The organism is uncultured Limosilactobacillus sp. (genome assembly GCF_934202705.1).
Taxonomy (GTDB): Bacteria; Bacillota; Bacilli; order Lactobacillales; family Lactobacillaceae; genus Limosilactobacillus.
Genome location: NZ_CAKPYE010000008.1, coordinates 1 through 19,690, shown reverse-complemented (window position 1 = coordinate 19,690; position 19,690 = coordinate 1). Strand labels below are relative to the sequence as shown.

The 19,690-nt window shown below is 42.9% G+C and carries 18 protein-coding genes and 1 tRNA gene; 7 read left to right on the top strand and 12 right to left on the bottom strand.

The window, feature by feature from the left end:
- Window positions 1–57: 57 nt before the first annotated feature.
- The gene (locus Q0C76_RS06200) at window positions 58–711 is read right to left on the bottom strand and encodes a putative quinol monooxygenase (RefSeq protein WP_295731044.1); all 654 of its coding nucleotides are present in this window, start codon (window positions 709–711) and stop codon (window positions 58–60) included.
- Between the two features lie 92 nt (window positions 712–803).
- Window positions 804–1,544: a hypothetical protein gene (locus Q0C76_RS06195; protein WP_295731041.1), complete on the bottom strand. Its 741-nt coding sequence runs from the start codon at window positions 1,542–1,544 to the stop codon at window positions 804–806.
- Between the two features lie 313 nt (window positions 1,545–1,857).
- Between Q0C76_RS06195 and Q0C76_RS06190 the strand changes: the two genes are divergently transcribed.
- The gene (locus Q0C76_RS06190; RefSeq protein ID WP_295731039.1) at window positions 1,858–2,424 is read left to right on the top strand and encodes a sigma-70 family RNA polymerase sigma factor; all 567 of its coding nucleotides are present in this window, start codon (window positions 1,858–1,860) and stop codon (window positions 2,422–2,424) included.
- Window positions 2,425–2,473: 49 nt separating this feature from the next.
- Here the strand turns inward: Q0C76_RS06190 and Q0C76_RS06185 are convergent, their stop codons facing one another.
- The 3 genes from Q0C76_RS06185 to Q0C76_RS06175 all read right to left on the bottom strand — a co-directional run bounded on the left by Q0C76_RS06185 (window position 2,474) and on the right by Q0C76_RS06175 (window position 5,183).
- Window positions 2,474–3,664 carry a PLP-dependent aminotransferase family protein gene (locus Q0C76_RS06185; RefSeq protein ID WP_295731037.1) on the bottom strand — a complete coding sequence of 397 codons (1,191 nt, stop codon included), beginning with the start codon at window positions 3,662–3,664 and terminating at the stop codon, window positions 2,474–2,476.
- A 375-nt stretch (window positions 3,665–4,039) separates the two neighbouring features.
- On the bottom strand, window positions 4,040–4,792 hold the full coding sequence (locus Q0C76_RS06180; RefSeq protein WP_295731034.1) for a hypothetical protein: 753 nt from the start codon (window positions 4,790–4,792) through the stop codon (window positions 4,040–4,042).
- Window positions 4,793–4,889: 97 nt separating this feature from the next.
- Window positions 4,890–5,183 (bottom strand): hypothetical protein, encoded by a 294-nt coding sequence (locus Q0C76_RS06175; protein ID WP_295731032.1) that lies wholly within the window; start codon window positions 5,181–5,183, stop codon window positions 4,890–4,892.
- A gap of 186 nt (window positions 5,184–5,369) precedes the next feature.
- Between Q0C76_RS06175 and Q0C76_RS06170 the strand changes: the two genes are divergently transcribed.
- Entirely contained in the window at window positions 5,370–6,059 is a 690-nt protein-coding gene (locus Q0C76_RS06170; protein ID WP_295731030.1) for a DUF554 domain-containing protein, read from the top strand.
- Between the two features lie 235 nt (window positions 6,060–6,294).
- Here Q0C76_RS06170 and Q0C76_RS06165 read toward each other — a convergent pair whose 3' ends face one another.
- From Q0C76_RS06165 to Q0C76_RS06150, 4 genes are read right to left on the bottom strand one after another with little or no spacing between them, the layout of a single operon-like run.
- Complete coding sequence (locus Q0C76_RS06165; protein WP_295731027.1) at window positions 6,295–7,476, bottom strand: cysteine desulfurase family protein; 1,182 nt, start codon at window positions 7,474–7,476, stop codon at window positions 6,295–6,297.
- A 52-nt stretch (window positions 7,477–7,528) separates the two neighbouring features.
- Window positions 7,529–8,869, bottom strand: coding sequence for an NAD(P)H-dependent oxidoreductase (locus Q0C76_RS06160; protein WP_295731026.1), 1,341 nt, complete (start codon window positions 8,867–8,869; stop codon window positions 7,529–7,531).
- An 18-nt stretch (window positions 8,870–8,887) separates the two neighbouring features.
- Window positions 8,888–9,493 (bottom strand): NADPH-dependent FMN reductase, encoded by a 606-nt coding sequence (locus tag Q0C76_RS06155; protein WP_295731024.1) that lies wholly within the window; start codon window positions 9,491–9,493, stop codon window positions 8,888–8,890.
- 47 nt (window positions 9,494–9,540) lie between these two features.
- Window positions 9,541–10,452 (bottom strand): FAD:protein FMN transferase, encoded by a 912-nt coding sequence (locus Q0C76_RS06150; RefSeq protein ID WP_295731021.1) that lies wholly within the window; start codon window positions 10,450–10,452, stop codon window positions 9,541–9,543.
- Between the two features lie 116 nt (window positions 10,453–10,568).
- On the opposite strand from Q0C76_RS06150, the gene Q0C76_RS06145 reads away from it, so the two are divergent.
- The gene (locus Q0C76_RS06145; protein WP_295731020.1) at window positions 10,569–11,954 is read left to right on the top strand and encodes a DUF2252 domain-containing protein; all 1,386 of its coding nucleotides are present in this window, start codon (window positions 10,569–10,571) and stop codon (window positions 11,952–11,954) included.
- Window positions 11,955–11,999: 45 nt separating this feature from the next.
- On the opposite strand, the gene Q0C76_RS06140 is transcribed toward Q0C76_RS06145, so the two are convergent.
- Both Q0C76_RS06140 and Q0C76_RS06135 read right to left on the bottom strand, forming a co-directional pair.
- Window positions 12,000–12,815 carry a Cof-type HAD-IIB family hydrolase gene (locus tag Q0C76_RS06140; protein WP_295731018.1) on the bottom strand — a complete coding sequence of 272 codons (816 nt, stop codon included), beginning with the start codon at window positions 12,813–12,815 and terminating at the stop codon, window positions 12,000–12,002.
- Between the two features lie 17 nt (window positions 12,816–12,832).
- Window positions 12,833–14,413, bottom strand: coding sequence for a sodium:proton antiporter (locus Q0C76_RS06135; RefSeq protein WP_295731016.1), 1,581 nt, complete (start codon window positions 14,411–14,413; stop codon window positions 12,833–12,835).
- Window positions 14,414–14,658: 245 nt separating this feature from the next.
- Between Q0C76_RS06135 and Q0C76_RS06130 the strand changes: the two genes are divergently transcribed.
- Complete coding sequence (locus Q0C76_RS06130; protein ID WP_295731015.1) at window positions 14,659–16,029, top strand: amino acid permease; 1,371 nt, start codon at window positions 14,659–14,661, stop codon at window positions 16,027–16,029.
- A 93-nt stretch (window positions 16,030–16,122) separates the two neighbouring features.
- Here Q0C76_RS06130 and Q0C76_RS06125 read toward each other — a convergent pair.
- Window positions 16,123–16,194: transfer RNA gene (locus Q0C76_RS06125), tRNA-Gln, on the bottom strand.
- 166 nt (window positions 16,195–16,360) lie between these two features.
- Here Q0C76_RS06125 and Q0C76_RS06120 point away from each other — a divergent pair.
- The 3 genes from Q0C76_RS06120 (at window position 16,361) to Q0C76_RS06110 (ending at window position 19,611) form a co-directional block, all read left to right on the top strand.
- Complete coding sequence (locus Q0C76_RS06120) at window positions 16,361–17,776, top strand: DHA2 family efflux MFS transporter permease subunit (protein WP_295731011.1); 1,416 nt, start codon at window positions 16,361–16,363, stop codon at window positions 17,774–17,776.
- A gap of 78 nt (window positions 17,777–17,854) precedes the next feature.
- Window positions 17,855–18,853, top strand: a complete 999-nt coding sequence (locus Q0C76_RS06115) for an asparaginase (protein WP_295731008.1) — start codon at window positions 17,855–17,857, stop codon at window positions 18,851–18,853.
- Between the two features lie 155 nt (window positions 18,854–19,008).
- Window positions 19,009–19,611 carry a nitroreductase family protein gene (locus Q0C76_RS06110; protein WP_295731005.1) on the top strand — a complete coding sequence of 201 codons (603 nt, stop codon included), beginning with the start codon at window positions 19,009–19,011 and terminating at the stop codon, window positions 19,609–19,611.
- Window positions 19,612–19,690: the final 79 nt, after the last annotated feature.

Here is a 19,690-nt window from a genome sequence, read left to right as displayed (position 1 = left end):
CGTAACTATTCAATTATTTTACAAAAAATGACCGCGCTCCCGCACGATCATTCATTGCTAGTAATGTCCTTTATTCATCAACACGCGACCATCCAGCTGTTCGAGTTGCCGACCATCTAACAACGGCGCCATTTGCTTTTGCACTTCTTTAAAGCCAGCGGAATTAACGTAGTTCTTAAAGGTCTCCTCATTTTGAAAAACTTGGAAAGTTAACCATTGATTGGGCTGATCCTGCTTTTGCGCCACATAGCACACCAAGATTTCCGTTTCGGCTTGCATGGCCTGTGTTAAATAATCGGTTAACAGCTTTTTTAACTTGGCATCACAACCAGCTTTAACCGTCAAATGAACGATATTCACCCGCATCTGATTATCGGTGGTGACATTCAATGAAACTTCCTGCTCACCTAAAAATTGCGGGATTAACTCAAATTTTTGTTGGTCTTGAACGGCGTCCTCAGCAACCTTCAAAAAATCATTGAACTGTGGTGATTGTCGATGCTGATCATAGGCCTTGGCCCCATCATAAACTTCCAGCATCACATTCTGGCCTTGCTCATTTTCAGTGTGATACATTGCTAACGTACCATTTTCAATCGTAACCGATGTCACCATATTCCGTTTACCAACTTCATTAAAAGCTCGGCGCTGTTTATCATCTACCGTCAGCTTGAACATCTTTAAGATTACTGAATTATCGATAACTTTCATAATTTCCTCTTACTTTAATGTTGTCGCAACCATTTTAAATAGGGATATTATAGCAAAGGTCACTAATCAATGAAAAGCGTTGCAAATGTTAATTATCGTTTAAAAGTATCAAATAACACTTCTAGTAAATGCTGCATCGCCTCATCACTCAATCGTTCGCCATACAGTCGTTCATGCAGGGTATTAAGGACATAACCATAAACATGGCGTTTAATTTCAAAGGCGCGAGCGGTCAACTGGGCCTGTTCATAATCCTGATTGCCATAGCATCCGCACTCCTGTTCAAGCCCGTACCGATGCACCGTTTCATGCAGTTCGGTCAAATGCATCTGAGAAATGGCATTGGCTTGATGGAGAATTTTCTCAAATTTTTTCTGATACGCTGGTACCCGCACATTCACGCATAATTGCGGGGTTTCAAATGCCAAGATCATCCCCTGCTGGTCCTTTGTAAAGTAGTGGTCAGTCATCGGCTTGACCATGTAGTACACCATCTCCGCATTTTGCGTCCCCATCGATGGCACCAGTAAATTACGACCGGCCACATAGGCACGAATTGGGTGATGTTCACCTAATAGCTCATAATACGGGACGCTGCACCGACTATAACAGTGATTCACAGTAGAAAATTCACGCATGGCAACCTTGAGCGGCTGATCAATAATGACCCGCTCGCCATTACTCAGCAAGACAAAGGTTTGTTCTTCACCATAACGAGTAATGATTAAAAAATTCTTCCAAGTTAAGCGATATTGTGTGACGACCTCAATCTTGCCGGACTTCAATTCCTCAATGGTGGCAAAAGTGGGCGTTTTAAACGTCGATTCCGTCATCATTTCTCTCCTTTAACAATTTCCTGTCAATAACCGGTTTAGTTGACGCCCATTAATTTACGGGAAAGATGGTCTACTGTCAATCATCAATCTACTAATTTGACTAAGCAGCCGTTCAGCAAATCACACTTTCATCGTTTCGAATGGTAATATCCTGTATCAGGTATTATTTACCAACTATTCAGCCACTTTTAGCCTTGAAAACATCAAATTTAGACCCTTTTTTCCATTTTCTACTAATCGTTTTCCGTTACATAGTTCGCTAATATTCATCCTACCGGGCCCGAGAAAATTACTGAAGGATGAATTAATTTTGCAACTTAATGATTATCTAAAAACCACTTACCAGGACACGGAATGTCAATGCATTATTTTCGGTGTTCTTAAACGACTCCATATCGATCACTATCACCCTGACCGGCCCGATTATGAACAAGAAGCCCGTCTTATCATGGCCCGGGGAATGCTGTCCTATGATACTCAGCATCGTTCGGAACATCATGATGATCACCCTCGCTACTGTTACCTTTATCAACACCTTTACTGGCGTCTAATTGATCAGTTAAGAAATCAAACGCGCCGTCGTCAGCAAATTGAAATGTCACTTGATAAGGAATTTGCCGATTGCGACGCGCAAATGCAGCAGGAAAAAATTTTACGCGACTTAACCGCTGAAGTTAAATTTATTAACTGCGAAATTAGCCAATTAATGCGGTCACTTTTGCAACAACTCACTCCTCAACAACGCCGGTACGTTCAAATGCTATATTTGGGCTACCGACCAAGCGAAATTGCGACCAGATTAGGAATCTCGCGGCAAGCCGTGGCTAATTTGCGCAAACGGGTCATTAACATGGCTCACCATTACCAGCTGAAATAACAAAAAGGACCGCATTTGCGGTCCTTTTTTCATAAGCAATGTTACCGATTTAGTTTTGCTGAAAATCAGCAATTACCTGTCCCAACCGTTGAATTCCCACTTCAATCTTGTCATCGCTCATGTTCGAGAAATTCAAGCGGAAAGTTCCAGGGACCACTTCATCTGGATAAAATGGTTCTCCTGGCACAAAGGCCACATTATTTTTAATACATTCATCAAACAGCGCTTGAGTATCTGTAATGCCAGGCACTGCCACCCAGATAAACAAACCACCCTCTGGATGAGTATATTCCACGTTAGCCGGGAAGTACTTGACGATGCAATCAATCATTAACTGTTCCCGTTGTCGGTAGACCTTACGAATCTTGGCAATGTGTTTATCCAGATCAAAATCTGTGAGGAACCGAGCAATGACTTGTTGGGAAACATTATCCGTATGGAGGTCCGCTGACTGCTTAATCACCGTAAAATGTTTGATAAAATCATGATCAGCCACTACCCAACCGGTTCGTAGTCCGGGCGTCAGCGTCTTGGAGAACGTACTCAGATAAAAGACCCGCCCATCGGTATCAAAACTCTTGACTGCGGGAACCGTTTTCCCGGCAAAGCGCAATTGACCATACGGATCATCTTCAATGATTACAATATCGTACTGACGGGCAAGTTCCGCTAACTTTTGCCGTCGCTCAACCGGCATCGTTCGGCCAGTTGGGTTTTGGAAGGTTGGCACTGTGTACAAGAATTTAGCTTCTGGATGGTCCTGCAGCGCTTGCTCCAAAGCATCCATTTTTAACCCGTCCTCATCCATCGGCACACCAACAATCTTGGCACCATAAGTATGAAAGACGTCTAAAGCACTCATGTAGGTTGGCTTTTCAACCAGAATCGTATCGCCACGGTTCAAAAACATCCGTGAAATGAGGTCGATTGACTGTTGAGAGCCTGTGGTAATGGCGATACTGTCGGCATCACATTCAACTCCCCGCGTGGCCATCCGTTTCGCTAAGATTTTGCGAAGCGGTAGGAAACCATTGGAATTGGTATATTGAAGTGCCGATTGGGCTGCGGTTTCATAGACGCGATCAGTAGCCGTTTGCAGCTGATCAGTTGGAAACAGTTCTGGTGCGGGTAAGCCACCAGCAAACGAAATCACATCTGGTGAAGCAGCAACTTTTAAGATTTCACCGACGGTATCGACGCCATCTTGTGGCACTGCTTTTGAATAATGATAGTTAACCATTGAAATTTCCTCCTTCAGCTATTAAATTTCAAATATTTCTGGATCAATAAAAAAATGCCCTCTGTTCATCAAGAACAAAGGACGTTCACACGTGGTACCACCTTTTTTCGTTGCCGACTCACATCTGCAACCTCAAACGGACAGCAAATTAATTCGCGATCCGTTGCACGATATTGGGTGCTACCAAGCTACCTCGGAAGGGAGCTGACAATTGTAATCTTTAACCAACTAGTTGAGATACCTTCTCAGTGCTTGGTACTCCCTGTGGCTCCACTAATTAGCGACTCCATCACAATTTATTATTGATCTAATTAAATTGTTGAAAGCATCTTACACCTTGAAATGAGAAAATGTCAACCGCTTTCTCATTTATTTTTAATTTTCTGGGTTGAAGAACAGTTCATCATCCTTGTGCGTATTACCAAAGAGGGTCCGGTCCATCACCCGCAATTCATCAACTCGATTACCATGACCCAGGACTTGCTTAACATCTTCGCGAGCCGCCTTTAAATATTCTGGATCTTTCAACCGCTTAGCATACAGTAAGGCGACATTGGTCATTTGATCAAAGACCGGTTGCTTATCATGATTATCTTCTGCCATCTTCGCTAAGAAAGTGACAAAGGCCTTATCCATATCAATCCATGAATTGAAGGTTTGGGCAGCATCCTTTTCCGTGACAAAGGAAATCATGTAATTCTTAAAGTAGTCCACTGCGTAATAATCTTCACTCGTTGGTTTAACCAGCGGATTATTTTCAATAAACATCATGCAACCTGCACCATAAAGGTAGGTCATGATTCCAGCACCCCAAGTGGCCGCTTGACCTTTTGTCACCGGATCCTTGGCATTGACTTCAGAATACCGTTCAAATAAGAGCAACGCAGCTACCATAAAGTCATCCGCCGTCCGTGCCGGATGAACTTCCATGGTGTGCTTACGGTCTTCGCCTGCCGTTGGCATTCCTGCGAACTGAATCATTCCCCGATTGCCAAAATAAAGCGGACTATAGTTCAAGCTCACTGCCTGATTAAATTGTTCAAAAGCTTCTTTTGGGTTCCCAGTCGCCGCCAACTTAATCCCCTTTTGGTTATAGTCTTGGGCTGTACTTGCATTGTGTTTTGCCATAATAAAGTTCTCCATTCTGTTTCAAATAATATTAGCAACGGAAATTGCCGGTTTCCATCCCTTTTAGTTTTAGCATTCTCGCTTCTAAAGCGCAAGATTAAGGTCGTTTGACAATCATTACATTGCCATCCTCTGGATTGCCATAAACCAGATAATGACCATGAAAGCTGATTTCTGGTACATCTTTACCGATGGCAATCCCCTTAACCACATAATCGCCGTCGGCTAACTCCCCAACTTGCTCAAACAGTTCCGGCACCGGATCAATGTCGGTCACGAAGACTTGAAATTCACCGTCAACCCCACCATTACTAAAGGTGAGTTGTTGCCCGTCTGCTTGTTCAATGACAACTTGTCCACTCGTCGTGAGCTGATACACTTGCTTCATCATTATCCTCATCTCCAATGAAAACATTTACATGAAAAGTTTAGCGAATTTCATTGTGTCCTGTCAACGGAAAAGGTCGGGGAATTGCCCGCCAATAATAATTATTTTATTTGCTTACTAATAATGTTGCTTTTAAACTGCCGCTCTAGTAAAATTAAATCATTGCTTTTTCACGAATGGAGTAAAGAAATGATTGGAATTCTGGCAAACACGTTAGCAGTGGTTTTTGGTACTGCAATTGGGGTTATCGTCAAGCATTTTCTGACAGATCGTTATAAAGATGCCCTTTGGATGGTACTAGGCTTTGCAGCGTTGGGTGTAGGAATGCAGACCGTGGTTGCAAACCTCCCCAAAAGCCACTACCCCATCCTGTTCATTATTAGTATGGCGATTGGTTTTCCGATTGGAACTTATCTTCAATTGGATGATCGGTCAAATCAATGGTTAAATTCCCGTTTCTCCACCCGAGTTGGTGAGGGAATCGCCACCGCAAGTTTTCTCGACTGTATTGGTGCCCTCGCAATCCTCGGGCCAGTCTATGCGGCAACTAGCGGCAACCAAACCATGCTGTATACCAATGCCATGTTTACCCTGGTCTGTGCCATTATCTTTGGTGCTGGCTTTGGTTGGGGAATGTTACTAGAAACGCCAATAATCTTCATTTGGCTGTCTTTAATCTACCTGATTGCGAAGTTTCTTTCCGCGAGCTTTTTCTCACCGGCATTTATTATTGAAATGTCAATTGTTGGCGGATTCCTAATTGTCGCAGCGGGACTCTCACTTTTAAAGATTCGCCAATTTAAAACGGTCGATATGCTTCCAGCATTACTCGTCCCGGTGATTTTCTTTATTGTTCTAGACGTGATAAAAGCATTATAAACCACTAACAACCCTAATGGATGTGAACGGTGTCGTCAACGGCACCGTTTTTTTATGCCTTGACCAGTTGGAGAACCAGTCCAATTTCTTCTAATGAATATCCAGCTTCGCGCATCAGTTGGCCTAACTGTTCTGGATCGTTGTTAACCAATTTTTCCATTGGTACTCTCCCCTCATTAATATAAATACGTAAAAAATCGGTAACTCCATTTCTGGGATTACCGATTTTATTTGGTTAATCAACTTTTTTAGCAGCTTCAACTTTCATTTGCGGAATAATCTTACGTAATTCGGTCACCAACCGTCCAATATCATCGGCGGTATTTGTCATACCAAGACTAAAACGCAGTGATTCATGAATGCGCGGACTGTTCTCCCCATACATAGCAACTAAAACGTGCGATGGTTCCAGTGAGCCAGCGGTACATGCCGAACCAGCGGCACCAACAATCCCGTTCAGGTCTAGATTAACCAACAAGGCATCATTACGAATCCCCTTAAACCAAATGTTGATCGTTTGGGGCGCCATATTATCAGTCAAATTACCGTTAATTTCGTAATCAATCTGACTTTCATCCAGTCCTTGGATGAGTTGCTTTTTTAATTCAACATAATGGGCAGCGTTCTTTTCAAGCTGACCATCCGCAAAATGCATTTCAATTGCCTTAGCAAAGGAGACTGCAGCTGGAACATTTTCCGTTCCCGGACGGTGCTTCATCTCTTGATCGCCGCCTCGCATTAATGGTGGAAAGTTAATCCCATCGCGTCGATATAGGAAACCAATCATTTTGGGCCCGTTAATTTTATGAGCTGAAACTGAAAGCAAGTCAATATGATCAGCTTGAACATCAATCGGTACTGCACCGTACCCTTGCACTGCATCAGTATGGAACCAAACATTAGAATCCTTCACAATTTCGCCGATTTCATGAATTGGCAAATGACTACCAACCTCATTATTAACGGTCATAATGGAAACTAAAATTGTGTCATCATCAAGTGCATCTCTCAATTGTTGTAAATCAATCTGCCCGTTTTCATCAACATCCAGGTAAGTGACTCTAAAGCCTTCATTCTTTTCCAGGTCTTCCAATGGACGCAACACCGCTTCATGTTCAAACTTAGTCGTAATGATATGGTTACCTTCATGATGACGAGCCCGCGCCGTCTGGTAGATGACCGTATTATCACTTTCGGTCCCGCCGCTAGTAATGTTGATTTCACTATCAAGCTTGGCATTGATTGACTTCGCCATTTGATGACGAGCCTTTTCTAACACGCCGCGGGCCTCGCGACCATAATAATTCGTTGCGGACGCATTGCCCCAAAACTCATGCATTGCATCATTCATCGCTTGCATCGTTTCAGGCAACATTGGCGTTGTTCCGGCATTATCGAGATAAACTCGTTTTTCCATTGTATCCCTCTTTTAGCTTACTTAATGTTAGCAATTATACTATAAGTTAGGATTATTTAACAGAGGCACTTGCCCCAGTGTCCGGTGTATCATCATCCGGTCGATTGTCATTTGAATCATCCGCAACAGATGCACTGGCATCAGTATCTGGTTGTGCTGTCGGTTTTTCCTCTGCTACTGACGCACTGGCCCCGGTATCTGGGGTTGCTTTTGCATCTTTGTCTTCAGAGACCGAGGCAGAAGCACCTGTATCAACCACGTTATCCGGATCATCGACTAACTTTTGCCCGGTCATTTCCAAGTATTTCTTGACGATTGGCCAGAAGTCAAGCACGATTTCGTTAGTCCCACGGTAATTGCCGCTTTCGTCATGCATCGCTTGGTAGTTATTAACCACCCATTTTTCGTTCTTCCGATCTTGTGGTTCAGAAAGCTGGAACATTTCCTGCTTACCAGTTCGCAAAAGATGCAGGACTTGTTTGACATGATCATGGACGTTCCGAATATCTGGATGGACTTCACTCAATGGCAATCCAGCTTGCTCTGGTCGCCGTGAAGCATTCATCCGTTCTGCTGGTTGGTTATGATTGTAGTAAAGAAATTGATTATTATCATCAACAAACGTTAGTTCTGCTGGAATCGACTTCAAGAACCAATTAATTTGATCAACCGTCAGCACGCCCCGATCTAATTGAACATAGTCATGACCAGAAGCGGCCTCAGTAATTTTAGCCGCCTTTTCGACCCATTCAGGATCCTTCATTTTAACCCCTTCGATTGTCGTGTCGGTTTTCCCGCTGGCAGTCAAGTCTTCATTTTTCCATGCATCTGCCGGTTCTGGGCCTTGCAGAGCTTTCATAACGTCAACCCATTTGACAAACTTTTCCATCATGTTAGTTAATACCTTAACCGTTTGTCCATCTTTCAAGTTACCCTGTTTATCAAAAGCTTCCTTAGCATCGCCCAGTAAGAATTCTGTTCCCGGCATGACTAAACCACGGACACCGGGAGCTTCCAAAATTTCCCGTAAATCTAGTTGGGCCCGGGATGAACCTTGAGCAAAATAGGAAGCGCCAACGATCATGACCGGTTTATTTTCTAATGGGTGGATCTTGTACGAGAGCCATTCGATTACACTCTTCAACGCTGCTGTCGTGGTGTGATTATGTTCAGGAGTTGCCATAATCACCCCATCCGCATTTTCAATTCGGTGCTTCAAATATTGGATGGGTGCACTATTGGTGGCGTCTTGATCTTCATTAAACATTGGAACATCTTTAATGTCGACCACCTCAATATCTGCATAATTGCGGAAGTGGTTCGCCATGTACATCATTAATTTACGGTTATATGAATCCTCTGCAATTGAGCCCACAATCCCAACTAATTTCATCTGAGTTCACCTCAATCTTTATTTTCCTAGTTCCAACTGCTTAATTTCTTCTAAGGCATGGTCCGCTGCTAACTGAAATTCACGGGTCTGCTTCACAAACGTTTCAAAACAAACAAAGATTTGGTCTAATAAGTCCACAAATTCCGTCTTCTTTAATTCCCCATGATCGTCAAAGGCCTGCAGCGAGTGATCCAGCATATATTCCGAACTTGACATTGTCCGTGCAGCGAGCTCTGGTGAAGCAAGCATCTTCCGTAAAATTTGCTGGGCGCGAGAAGTGCCTAACGTCCCATAAGACGCTCCTGTGACCATGACAGGCTTATCTTTAAATGGGTGGATCGTATATGAAAGCCACGCCAACGCATTCATCAATACCGCGGGCACCGCATGATCATATTCTGGAGTTGAAATGATTACCCCATCCGCCTGAGCAATTTTCTGCCCCATTTGACGAGCCGCTTCAGGAATTGACCGATCAGGAGTCTTATAAAAGACTGGCAATTGACTGATGTCCAAAATTTCAATCTCAGCAACTTTGGCATACCGTTCTTTCATAAAGTTAATCAGTTTTTTATTGGTTGAACCTTTACGATTTGAACCAGCAATTGCAATAAAATGATCCATGTTGCTCCCTCCCAATTTTTCTTTTTAGTATATCATTTTTTAAAGTGCTATTCACAGCTTAGGATCTTACCATCTCGCTGGATGGCAACCGCTTGTACATCCGGCAACGCTGAAACCACTTTTTGAATCCGTGACCAAGATTGGCCAAACAGCATCGAAGTCCAAATTTCACCATCCACCGACCGTGGTGAGATAATGGATAAACTAGCCATTACCGTCTGGATCGGGTAGCCAGTCGCCGGATTAAATATATGATGGTAGAAGTGCCCATGACTAGTTAAATTTCGTTCATAGATTCCCGAAGTTACTATCGACTGATTTTTTAAGTTTAAAACACGAACGTAATTTCCCAGTGGCTGGTGCGGGTCTTGTAACCCAACATGCCACATTCCATCAGCTCGCTGCTGGTTACCGCCGATCACGACCACATTGCCACCAAGATTGATGACCGCGGAGGTGACTCCTGAACGAACTAAAAAATCTTTAATTAGGTCAGCGCTGTACCCCTTTGCTAAGGCCCCAAGATCGATTTCCATGCCGGCTTTCGCTAACATCACGGTTTGGTCACGCTCGTTGAGCTGGATCAACCTGGGATCCGTTAATGCTAGTCGCGCTTGAATTGATTTATCATCAGGGACGCGTGCGTCACTGAAGCCAATGTGCCAAAGCTTGACTAGTGGTCCAATGGCAATGTTCAGGTAACCGTCTGGAGATAGACTGAATGCTTTACCCAACTGGATTAGTTTAAACAACTCCGGCTTAACCTTGACCGGCTTTTGACCAGCGAGGCGATTAACCTGCATTAAATCTGCATCGGCATCATTGGCGGAAAAGATTTGTTCATACCGTTTGAGTCGGTCAATGGCCTCATCCGCAAGTTGCTCAACATTTGGCAATGCTGTCTGTAAATCTAGGGTAATGATGGTGCCCATGAGGTGAATTGTTCGTTTTGTTCCCATCTCGATCCCTCCGTCTCTATCAAAAATCATACCATATGCTCACCAAGCCTTTTACACCCATTTACAATTGGTAAAATAATTTTAAAATGAAGGAGAAAACCAAGAAGGAGGCTGCTATGGAACCGCAATTAGATATTTTCGATTTAAAAGCCGTCCAAATTACCAAGTCAAAACACGAGTTAATACAATTAGGTCAACACCGGCAAGCAATCCTGGCGAGCACCAAGTTAGGCGAGTATGTGCCAGTTCACCGCGACCCCATCAAAGCCATCCAAAAAACTGAGGATAATATGATTCCAGAACTATTGCCACTACGTCACAAAAGGATGATTGCGAGCCCATTTGCTTTTTTTCGTGGAACTGCTGAATTAATGGAAAGAGATCTCAAACATCAGCACCAAAGCAAGTTACCAATTATTATCTGTGGTGATGCCCACATCCAAAATTTTGGTTTTTATGCCTCACCTGAACGTCAACTACTGTTTGGATTAAATGACTTCGATGAAGCAAGAATCGGCAACTGGGAAAGTGATCTGAAGCGACTATTAGTTAGTGCCCAGTTAGCCGGTGAAGAGAATGGGTTTGATCAAGAAGACCTGCACCGCCTGCTCAAAAGGCTCACGAAGACCTATCGCCATGCTGTGAAACGTGCTAACCAGGATGCCCTTTTTCAACGTTACTACTTCTCTTTCAAATACTCGGATATGATCAAAACCATCCAGCTACTCGATCACCACAAACAACCGCAAACGATTCAAGCCGTAATGAAGCGGATCCTCAAAAAAAGTCACCATTCGAATTCTGCTCAGGCGGTTAAAAAGCTGGCCAGCATCGGTCCTGATGGAGAGTACCATTTTATGGAAAACGTTCCCCGGGCACGCCACGTCAGCGAGCAACGTTATCAACAATTGCTAGCGGGCTTCCGTAAATACCGTCAGCACGTTCGGCCAGATATTCAAGTGTTTTTAGCCAATTTTCACATTTCCGACCTGATTCGCTATAGTGTTGGGGTGGGAAGCTTTGGCACTCGCTGTTATCTCTTCTTATTAACCGGAAATGACGGCACTCCGTTAGTGCTTCAAATGAAAGAGGCCTTGCCCCTCCGTTACAACATACAGCAACTGGTTAAAAATCAAGTCATCGCCAATGGGCAACGGGCTGGCCGGCGCATTGTGACCGCACAACGAACCCTGCAATCATCTTCGGATCCTTTCCTTGGCGCGACCAGCTTTGCAGGGCGGAGTTATTACGTTCGGCAGTTTCGTGATATGAAAGAATCGATCAATGTTGCCAAATTAGATTTGCCAAGCTTTCAGCTGTATTGTGAAACCTGTGTATTGCTTTTAGCAATGGCCCACTACCAAAGTCCGACCGCTCCAATGATTCGCGGTTACTTAAAACATCAGAAAGAATTAGACGGTGACTTAGCAGACTGGGCCGTCCAATATGCCAATCAGGTTCATCAAGATTACACTCAATTTGTCAAATATATTGAAAAATAGAATACTAAATACCGTTGACGGACTTTTCCGCCAACGGTTTTATTATCAGACATACTTTTGAATAGCTTCGGCGACTCCATCATGATTATTATCAGCCACCGTCACATCAGCTTTTTGGATTGTACTAGAAATCGAGTTACCCATTGCAACTCCCACTCCGGCATATTCGATCATTGATTCATCATTTTGCGCATTGCCAATGGCCATCACTTCCGATGCTTCAATCCCCAAGTGGTCACAAAGTGCCGCCAAAGTGGCACCCTTTCCGGCCCGTTTGTTAACAAATTCCAGATAAAAATCTTCGCTACGCACAATTTTGAAGCGCTCTGCTAGGCCGTCTGGCAATTGGCGATGAGCATCATCCAATTTTGCCTGATCATCCGTCATCATAAACTTACCAATCACCAGTTGATCCCGCATCGAGTTGATTTGATCAAGGGAGCGGTAGCGCATTGGCATGAACACTAAGCCGGATTCATGAACCGCGTATGGGCTAATGTCTTGATTCGTGGTGTAAATATAATCTTGTGTTTCAATGACTGACTTGACGTTCTGTTTAGTTGCATAGCCAAGGATATCGATGTAATCGTCAAAATCGACCGTATAATTAACAATCACTTGACCATTAGTATCTTGCGCTAATCCACCATTAAAAGCCACCACGTATTCGTGATCAGAATGATCCAAGTCAAGTTGCTTTAAAAATGGACGGACACCAGTCATTGGCCGTCCCGTACACAGGACAATTTTAACGCCAGCAGCACTAGCCTGTTTAATCGCTGCAATAGTTCTGGGTGTCACTGCTCGCTCGTCATTAATTAATGTACCATCAATATCAATTGCCACTAATTTAATTGCCATGTCAATCTCCTCTTCCGTTAATGATCTAGTACTACCATCTCAGCCATCAGAATTTCTGAATATAGGTTCGTAATGATATCCATGTCTTCTTGTTGTGAAACTTCATTTAAATACTCGCGTTCTTCGCGAAATGCTAACCGATATGCCATATCCAATGTGTTCGTCTCTTCAGGAGATAAGCCAGGTCGACGGAGTGATCGCTTAAATTCTTGAATAAAATGTTTGATTGAAGTGTTCATCCGCTGAGTTTGCAAATCATACAAAATCAGTTCCCGCAGTTCGTCCGGGAGATAAATCCGTTGGATTTTCTCAATCGCATGTTTAATCATTCCATCTCGAATTTGAATCGTCTTTTTAGCAACTGTCTGATCACCAGGCCGGTGCTTTAACACTACGCGGAATAAAAAGGTTGGCACTAACAAACTCAACACAATTAAAACGGCTTCCGCCATTAACACCAGGTTAAAATCGGTGCGCCGGACTGCCGTTTGGGCAACCATAAACGCTAACGCGAATGTAACCGTCCCGTGCACCCCGCCAAAGGCAAAAATCATTGCTTGTCGCCAGTTCAAGCGCCGTACTATTAAGGTATAGAGAAAACGCACTATTACATTTGCAACATACATAATAATTCCTAGAACAATCCAGTTTTCGGGATGGGTAACCACATTATTGTTGTTAGTAATCCGCACCATCATTATTCCCAAAATAATAAAGACGATCCCATTCAAAAGCTCTTTTAACATCCCTGTAAGCATTTGTGAATCATAAATTACTCGCGGATTGAGTAAATTGCTCCGTTCCATTTCGGCATTATGTAACACCCCGGTACAAACGACGGCAATAATTCCGGAAATGTGCAGATGTTCCGCAAGATAGTAAATTACAAACGGGGTTGCTAAAAAAATGATTTTAGAGGGGGTCCCAGTACTGGTGGCCGTATTGACCAAATTAATATGTGACCGGATCAGGGCCTGACGAAGGAAAATGATTACTCCGCCACCGACAAAGCCAAAAATAACCCCGCCAACCGCAGAATACATAAAATTAGCAATTGTCTGTCCGTAATTAATATAACCATTCACATACCAGAGAATTGCCATATTTAAAAGAATTATCCCAGACGCGTCATTAAATAAGGATTCCAACTTAAGATAAACCCGTTCAGTACCAGGAATAATCAGCCCATGGGCAACAGCTTCACTAGCAGTCGCATCGGTTGGCGTACTAATCGCCGCTAAAACAAACGCCAACGGTAAGCTAACAATTCCCGTTGTTGCCATTCCAAAAGCAGCCGCCAGCGAACAAAGCAAGGCCATGAAGATAGTTAACGAAATAATCACACGAAACTCTCTAGCGACTTTATAGAACCGTGTCTCCATCCCGTCATAAAACAGGAGTGGCGCTACCACCATTCCCATAAACATTTCTGAATGAAACGTTGCCACCATGTGATTCAGCATCGGAACTAACCCGATCATGATGCCAAGAACTAAGTTAATGTAGTTGCTCGCCACGTGGCTAAAAAACTGTCGATGGATCACAATGCCGATGATGGCTGCCCCAATCAAAAAAACTGTTGAAAGCATTAGTGACATGCTGTCCACTCCTCCGCAATTAATCTTTACAATTATAAGTGAATTACCAATGCTAACGCAACCAATCGACCATTAGATGTTTACATGATGCTGATTTATTGTTCTCTCATAAAGGGAATGCGGTATAATAGGAACATCACTCGCTTTCGGAGGTAATGACCTCATCAGATTTGCAATATTATGAGAATTTGATTAATATTTATATATAGTTCATTAATTGTAATGAACTTAAAGGAGGAATTTAAATGGCTGATGATAGCCATCATACCACGCAAAATTCTAATAAATTACAACGTGGTTTAACCAATCGTCACGTTCAAATGATTGCCCTCGGTGGCGCGATCGGGACTGGACTATTCTTGGGTTCTGGTGAGTCAATCCACTTTGCCGGACCATCAATTATTTTAGGATATTTAATTACTGGACTCATCTGTTTCTGGATGATGCGGGCAATGGGTGAAATGATGATGACCAACGTCCATTACCATTCATTCGTTGATATTATTCATAAATACTGGAGTCACCGCGCTGGTTTTGTTATTGGTTGGGCCTACTGGGCGAGTTGGATCGCGATTGCCATGGCCGAATTAACTGCGATTGGTGTATATATCAAGCTCTGGTTACCAGGACTTCCGCAATGGGTGCCGGGATTAATTACCATTGCGATTTTACTTTGTATCAACTTAATTACTGTCAAAGCCTTCGGTGAAGTAGAATTCTGGTTTGCTCTAATTAAGATTGTCGCCATTATCGCATTGATCTTAATCGGGGTTGGACTAATGTTTTTCCGCTACCACACAAGTGCTGGAGTCGCCACGCCGATGAATCTGATTAGCCATGGCGGTTTCTTTCCAACCGGCTGGTCTGGAGTGTTGAAGTCCCTGCCAATGGTTGTCTTTGCCTTTGCTGGGGTTGAAATGGTCGGAATGACCGCTGCGGAAACTCAAGACCCTGAAGATGTCATTCCAAGAGCGATTAACAACATTCCAGTCCGAATCTTAATTTTTTATATTGGATCATTAGCGGTTATTATGTCGATTTTCCCTTGGAACTTGCTAAACGCTAATTCCAGTCCGTTCGTAATGGTCTTTAAAGATATTGGGGTTAACGGAGCTGCCGACATCATCAACTTTGTTGTGATTACTGCAGCGGCATCATCATGTAACAGCGCTTTATACACGACTGGCCGGATGTTAGCTGAATTAACCTATAAATCACCGAATCCAAAAGTACGGATGATCAGTCACATTTCGCGGTTTCAAGTACCAACCTTTGCGATTTTAATTTCTGCACTGCTAATTACGTTATCAGCAGCCCTGAATTACTTAGTTCCCGGTAGTGTCTTTACATTAATTTCTAGTGTAGCCACCACAAGCTTCCTATTTATTTGGGGGGCAATTGTCGTTACCCACTTAAAGTTCCGCAAGAAGTATCCTAAGGAAAGTCCTTTTAAAATGCCACTTTCCCCGATTTCGGATTACATCGTTTTGATTTTCTTTGCCATTGTTGCAGTGACAATGACAATGCGTGAAAGTACCTTGATTTCTTTAATTGTTACTCTGGTATGGATGGCTATTCTTCTCTTTGCTAGTCGTCAACACAAAGAAATTAAGTAAGTGGTTTTAATTAATAATCGTCAGCAATCGGCTGACGATTATTTTTTTGTTTAAATAAACAAAAAAGCCATCACAACTGTGATGACTTAACAGTTGGGCTAGCTGGATTCGAACCAGCGCATGACGGTACCAAAAACCGTTGCCTTACCGCTTGGCTATAGCCCAATAATATTTAACTTATCGCCCCTGACGACTATTTAAATATAACATCGTTTTTAAAAAAGTTCAATGGATTTTCAAAAAATCCTTACGAAATATTTTTAAATCTGGTAGAGTAATCAATCGTTGGTATTAATTACCGTTAAGATTATTTGAGAAGGAGTTTGGTTTTATGGATCAGCAAGAAACAGTGCACTTACAGGCACGGGTTTCCGTCCACCATCCGAAGCTGGCGATGGTTAGTATGATGTTGGGAGCATTTGTTGGCATGTTTAGTGAGACTTCACTTAACATTGCCCTTCCCCAACTCATGGTTCAGCTCCACGTTAATCAGTCGACTATTCAATGGTTAGTCACTGGGTACATGTTGATTATCGGGATTATCCTCCCACTTTCTAGTCTGATCACTAAGTGGTTTTCAACCCGGCAAGTGATTATTTTCGCTCTTTGTGACTTTATTATCGGTTCAATCATTTCAGCGGTGGGTAATAGTTTTGCAATAGTTCTAATCGGTCGAATGATTCAAGGGATTGGGACCGGATTAATTCTTCCCCTGATGTTTACTGTTGTAATGCAGATTTTTCCACCACAAAAAATTGGTGCCGTTATGGGGATGTGTGCCCTTGTGATTATGTTTGCCCCTGCAATTGGACCCACATTAACTGGGATCTTACTAGGAATTGGCAGCTGGCGTTGGGTTTTCTGGTCATTTGTACCGTTCCTAGCAATTGCTTTAATATTTGCAATCACATCTTTGGAAAATATTGCTAAATTGACCAAACCCCACGTCGACGTTACTTCCATTGTCTCCTCAGCAGTAGCTTTCTCTGGCTTAATCGCTGGTGTTAGTTTTGCCAGTGAAAGCGGCTGGTTATCCGTTAAAGTAATCGGTTCACTGATCATTGGGGTCCTTGCTCTTGTGTTCTATGGTTACCGTCAATTGCAGTTGGATGAACCGATTCTTAACCTGCGCGTATTTAAACACACCAACTTCCGGACCGGGGCCTCGATTGTCATGATTGACTTTGGAATTATTCTTTCTGCAATGTATCTGTTGCCACAATATATTCAGAATGGGATGGTTTTACCCGTTGCCCTCACTGGGATCATCATGCTTCCTGGAGGATTAGTTAATGCCATTGTTTCAGCCATTGCCGGTCGAATGTATGACAATATTGGCGCTAAAATACCAGCGCGCTTGGGTCTTTTCATTGCTTTAATCGGTGCTATTTTACTTGCATTGGTTTCCACTAAAACTCCCATTTGGTATGTCATTATGGCTCACGTGATTCTAATGATTGGGACACCTTTGGCGATGTCTCCTTCACAAACCAGTGCATTAAATGCGCTCAATGGTCATGAATCAGCAGATGGTAGTACCATTTTAAACACCATGCAACAAATTGTTGGCGCGCTTGCTACTGCATTAGCAACCAGTTTTCTTGAAGTTGGTCGCCACGCAGTCAGTGGTAGTAACGCCTTCATTTTCACAAACGGTGTTCATTATGGTTTTTACTTTACGATTGCTCTGGTTGTAATTGGTCTTTTGATTTCGTTTAAAATTCAAGACGATGCCAACGATCATTAAAATTAAGCCCCCTCTTGTGTAAACAAGCGGGGGCTTTTAAAATGAAATTAGAATTTATAGTGAAATGTGGTGACTAAATTGGCAAAGGCTAAATTGCTCTTATTATCGACTGGTGGCACAATTGCCTCGGTAGTTTCTGACGAAGGACTGGCGCCCGGCGAATCCGGTGAAGACCTCCTGAAAATGGTTGGAAACCTTCCTTACCAGATCGACGTTAAAGACATTCTCAATCTTGATTCATCAAACATTCAACCAGAAGAATGGAAAGTAATTGCAGAGGATATTTATAAGTATCGCCATGAATATGATGGAATTGTGGTTTCTCATGGTACTGACACAATGGCTTATACCGCTTCGATGATGACTTTCATGTTGCAAAATATTGATATTCCAGTAGTTTTCACTGGTAGTCAGGTACCCATCAATGTCTTGCTCAGCGATGCGCCAGACAATATGCGCCTAGCTTTTGCAGCAGCTGCAAGTTTACAGCCTGGAATTTACTTAGCATTTGACAGCAAAGTCATGCGTGGCTGTCGGGCAGTAAAAGTTCGAACGACAGCCTTTAACGCTTTTGAAAGCGTTAATTTCCCACCCGTAGCTGAAGTTACATCTGACGGTCTAGAAATTAAGCTTCCTGAACAGTGGCAACCACGGCAATGTATTTTAAATACTGCGATTGACACTAATGTGTCACTCATTAAACTATTCCCTGGTTTTGACCCTACACTACTCCATGCCTTAGCAAAAAACGGCTGTCACGGAATTGTGATCGAAGCATACGGACTTGGAGGCATGACCTTTATTCGACGCAACGTTGCCGCGGCCATTGGCGAATTAATCCGTCAAGGGATTCCGGTAATTGCAGCCAGCCAATGTCTTTACGAGCGAAGTGATTTAACCAAGTATGAAGTCGGTCGCCAAGCACTTCTTGAAGGTGCCATCAGTGCCCGTGACATGACGTCAGAAAGTGCTATCACCAAGTTAATGTGGGGACTTGGCCAAGGAATGGGAGTCAAAGATATTGATCGGTTTTTCAATACCAACGTAGCTGGTGAAGTGACCATTGATGAAGCATAATCAGTGAGGATCACTTGATCTTGGCTCTTTTATTAAGATGACATTTTTGATGACATTTTTCTGATTAACTTTCTCAATAAATTTCTTGACTACTAACTTTTTGTAAGTTAAACTAATCGTAACATATACTACTAAAATTTTTGGAGGGATGAGTCATGGATTCTAAATTTAACGAATTAGCTAGTCAACGCCGATCCATTTACGCCTTGGGTGAAAACATCAATCTAAGCACCACAGAAATTTTTGATTTGGTTAAAACCACCGTCCGTAATTCACCGAGTGCATTTAATAGTCAGACTGTGCGGGCAGTCGTCCTATTTGGTCAAAAATCTGACCAAGTTTGGGACATTGTGGAAACGACCTTACAAAGAATTGTTAAAGATCCAGCCGCATTTGAGAAAACCAAAGCGAAGATTGCAACTTTCCGTGCAGGATTAGGAACCATTTTATACTTAACTGATACGGAAATTGTTCATCAGTTAGAACAGCAATTCCCTTCATATGCCGATAATTTTCAGCCATGGTCAGAACAAGCCATTGGTGGCGCCCAACAGGCAGTTTGGACAGCATTGGCTGAGCAAAACATTGGTGCCAGCCTTCAACACTATAATCCGTTGATTGATGATGCTATTCACCAAGCCTTTGATCTTCCCACAACTTGGCAGTTACGTGCAGAAATGCCATTTGGGTCCATCGAACAGCCAGCTGGGAATAAAGATTATCTTCCAGAAGACCAGGTTTTCAAACTAATTCAATAGATTAAAAAGGGGCTGTGACATAAGTCCTTTATAATAAATGAACCGTTCGGAATTCTCAAAATTCCGAACGGTTCTTCTT

Coding starts and splice junctions, on each gene's coding strand:
- Q0C76_RS06165 (WP_295731027.1), bottom strand. CDS start 7,476: ATGGAAAAACGAGTTTATCTCGATAATGCCGGAACAACGCCAATGTTG.
- Q0C76_RS06160 (WP_295731026.1), bottom strand. CDS start 8,869: ATGAAATTAGTTGGGATTGTGGGCTCAATTGCAGAGGATTCATATAAC.
- Q0C76_RS06185 (WP_295731037.1), bottom strand. CDS start 3,664: ATGGTTAACTATCATTATTCAAAAGCAGTGCCACAAGATGGCGTCGAT.
- Q0C76_RS06180 (WP_295731034.1), bottom strand. CDS start 4,792: ATGGCAAAACACAATGCAAGTACAGCCCAAGACTATAACCAAAAGGGG.
- Q0C76_RS06135 (WP_295731016.1), bottom strand. CDS start 14,413: ATGTCACTAATGCTTTCAACAGTTTTTTTGATTGGGGCAGCCATCATC.
- Q0C76_RS06155 (WP_295731024.1), bottom strand. CDS start 9,493: ATGGATCATTTTATTGCAATTGCTGGTTCAAATCGTAAAGGTTCAACC.
- Q0C76_RS06140 (WP_295731018.1), bottom strand. CDS start 12,815: ATGGCAATTAAATTAGTGGCAATTGATATTGATGGTACATTAATTAAT.
- Q0C76_RS06170 (WP_295731030.1), top strand. CDS start 5,370: ATGATTGGAATTCTGGCAAACACGTTAGCAGTGGTTTTTGGTACTGCA.
- Q0C76_RS06110 (WP_295731005.1), top strand. CDS start 19,009: ATGGATTCTAAATTTAACGAATTAGCTAGTCAACGCCGATCCATTTAC.
- Q0C76_RS06150 (WP_295731021.1), bottom strand. CDS start 10,452: ATGGGAACAAAACGAACAATTCACCTCATGGGCACCATCATTACCCTA.
- Q0C76_RS06130 (WP_295731015.1), top strand. CDS start 14,659: ATGGCTGATGATAGCCATCATACCACGCAAAATTCTAATAAATTACAA.
- Q0C76_RS06195 (WP_295731041.1), bottom strand. CDS start 1,544: ATGACGGAATCGACGTTTAAAACGCCCACTTTTGCCACCATTGAGGAA.
- Q0C76_RS06145 (WP_295731020.1), top strand. CDS start 10,569: ATGGAACCGCAATTAGATATTTTCGATTTAAAAGCCGTCCAAATTACC.
- Q0C76_RS06200 (WP_295731044.1), bottom strand. CDS start 711: ATGAAAGTTATCGATAATTCAGTAATCTTAAAGATGTTCAAGCTGACG.
- Q0C76_RS06175 (WP_295731032.1), bottom strand. CDS start 5,183: ATGATGAAGCAAGTGTATCAGCTCACGACGAGTGGACAAGTTGTCATT.
- Q0C76_RS06120 (WP_295731011.1), top strand. CDS start 16,361: ATGGATCAGCAAGAAACAGTGCACTTACAGGCACGGGTTTCCGTCCAC.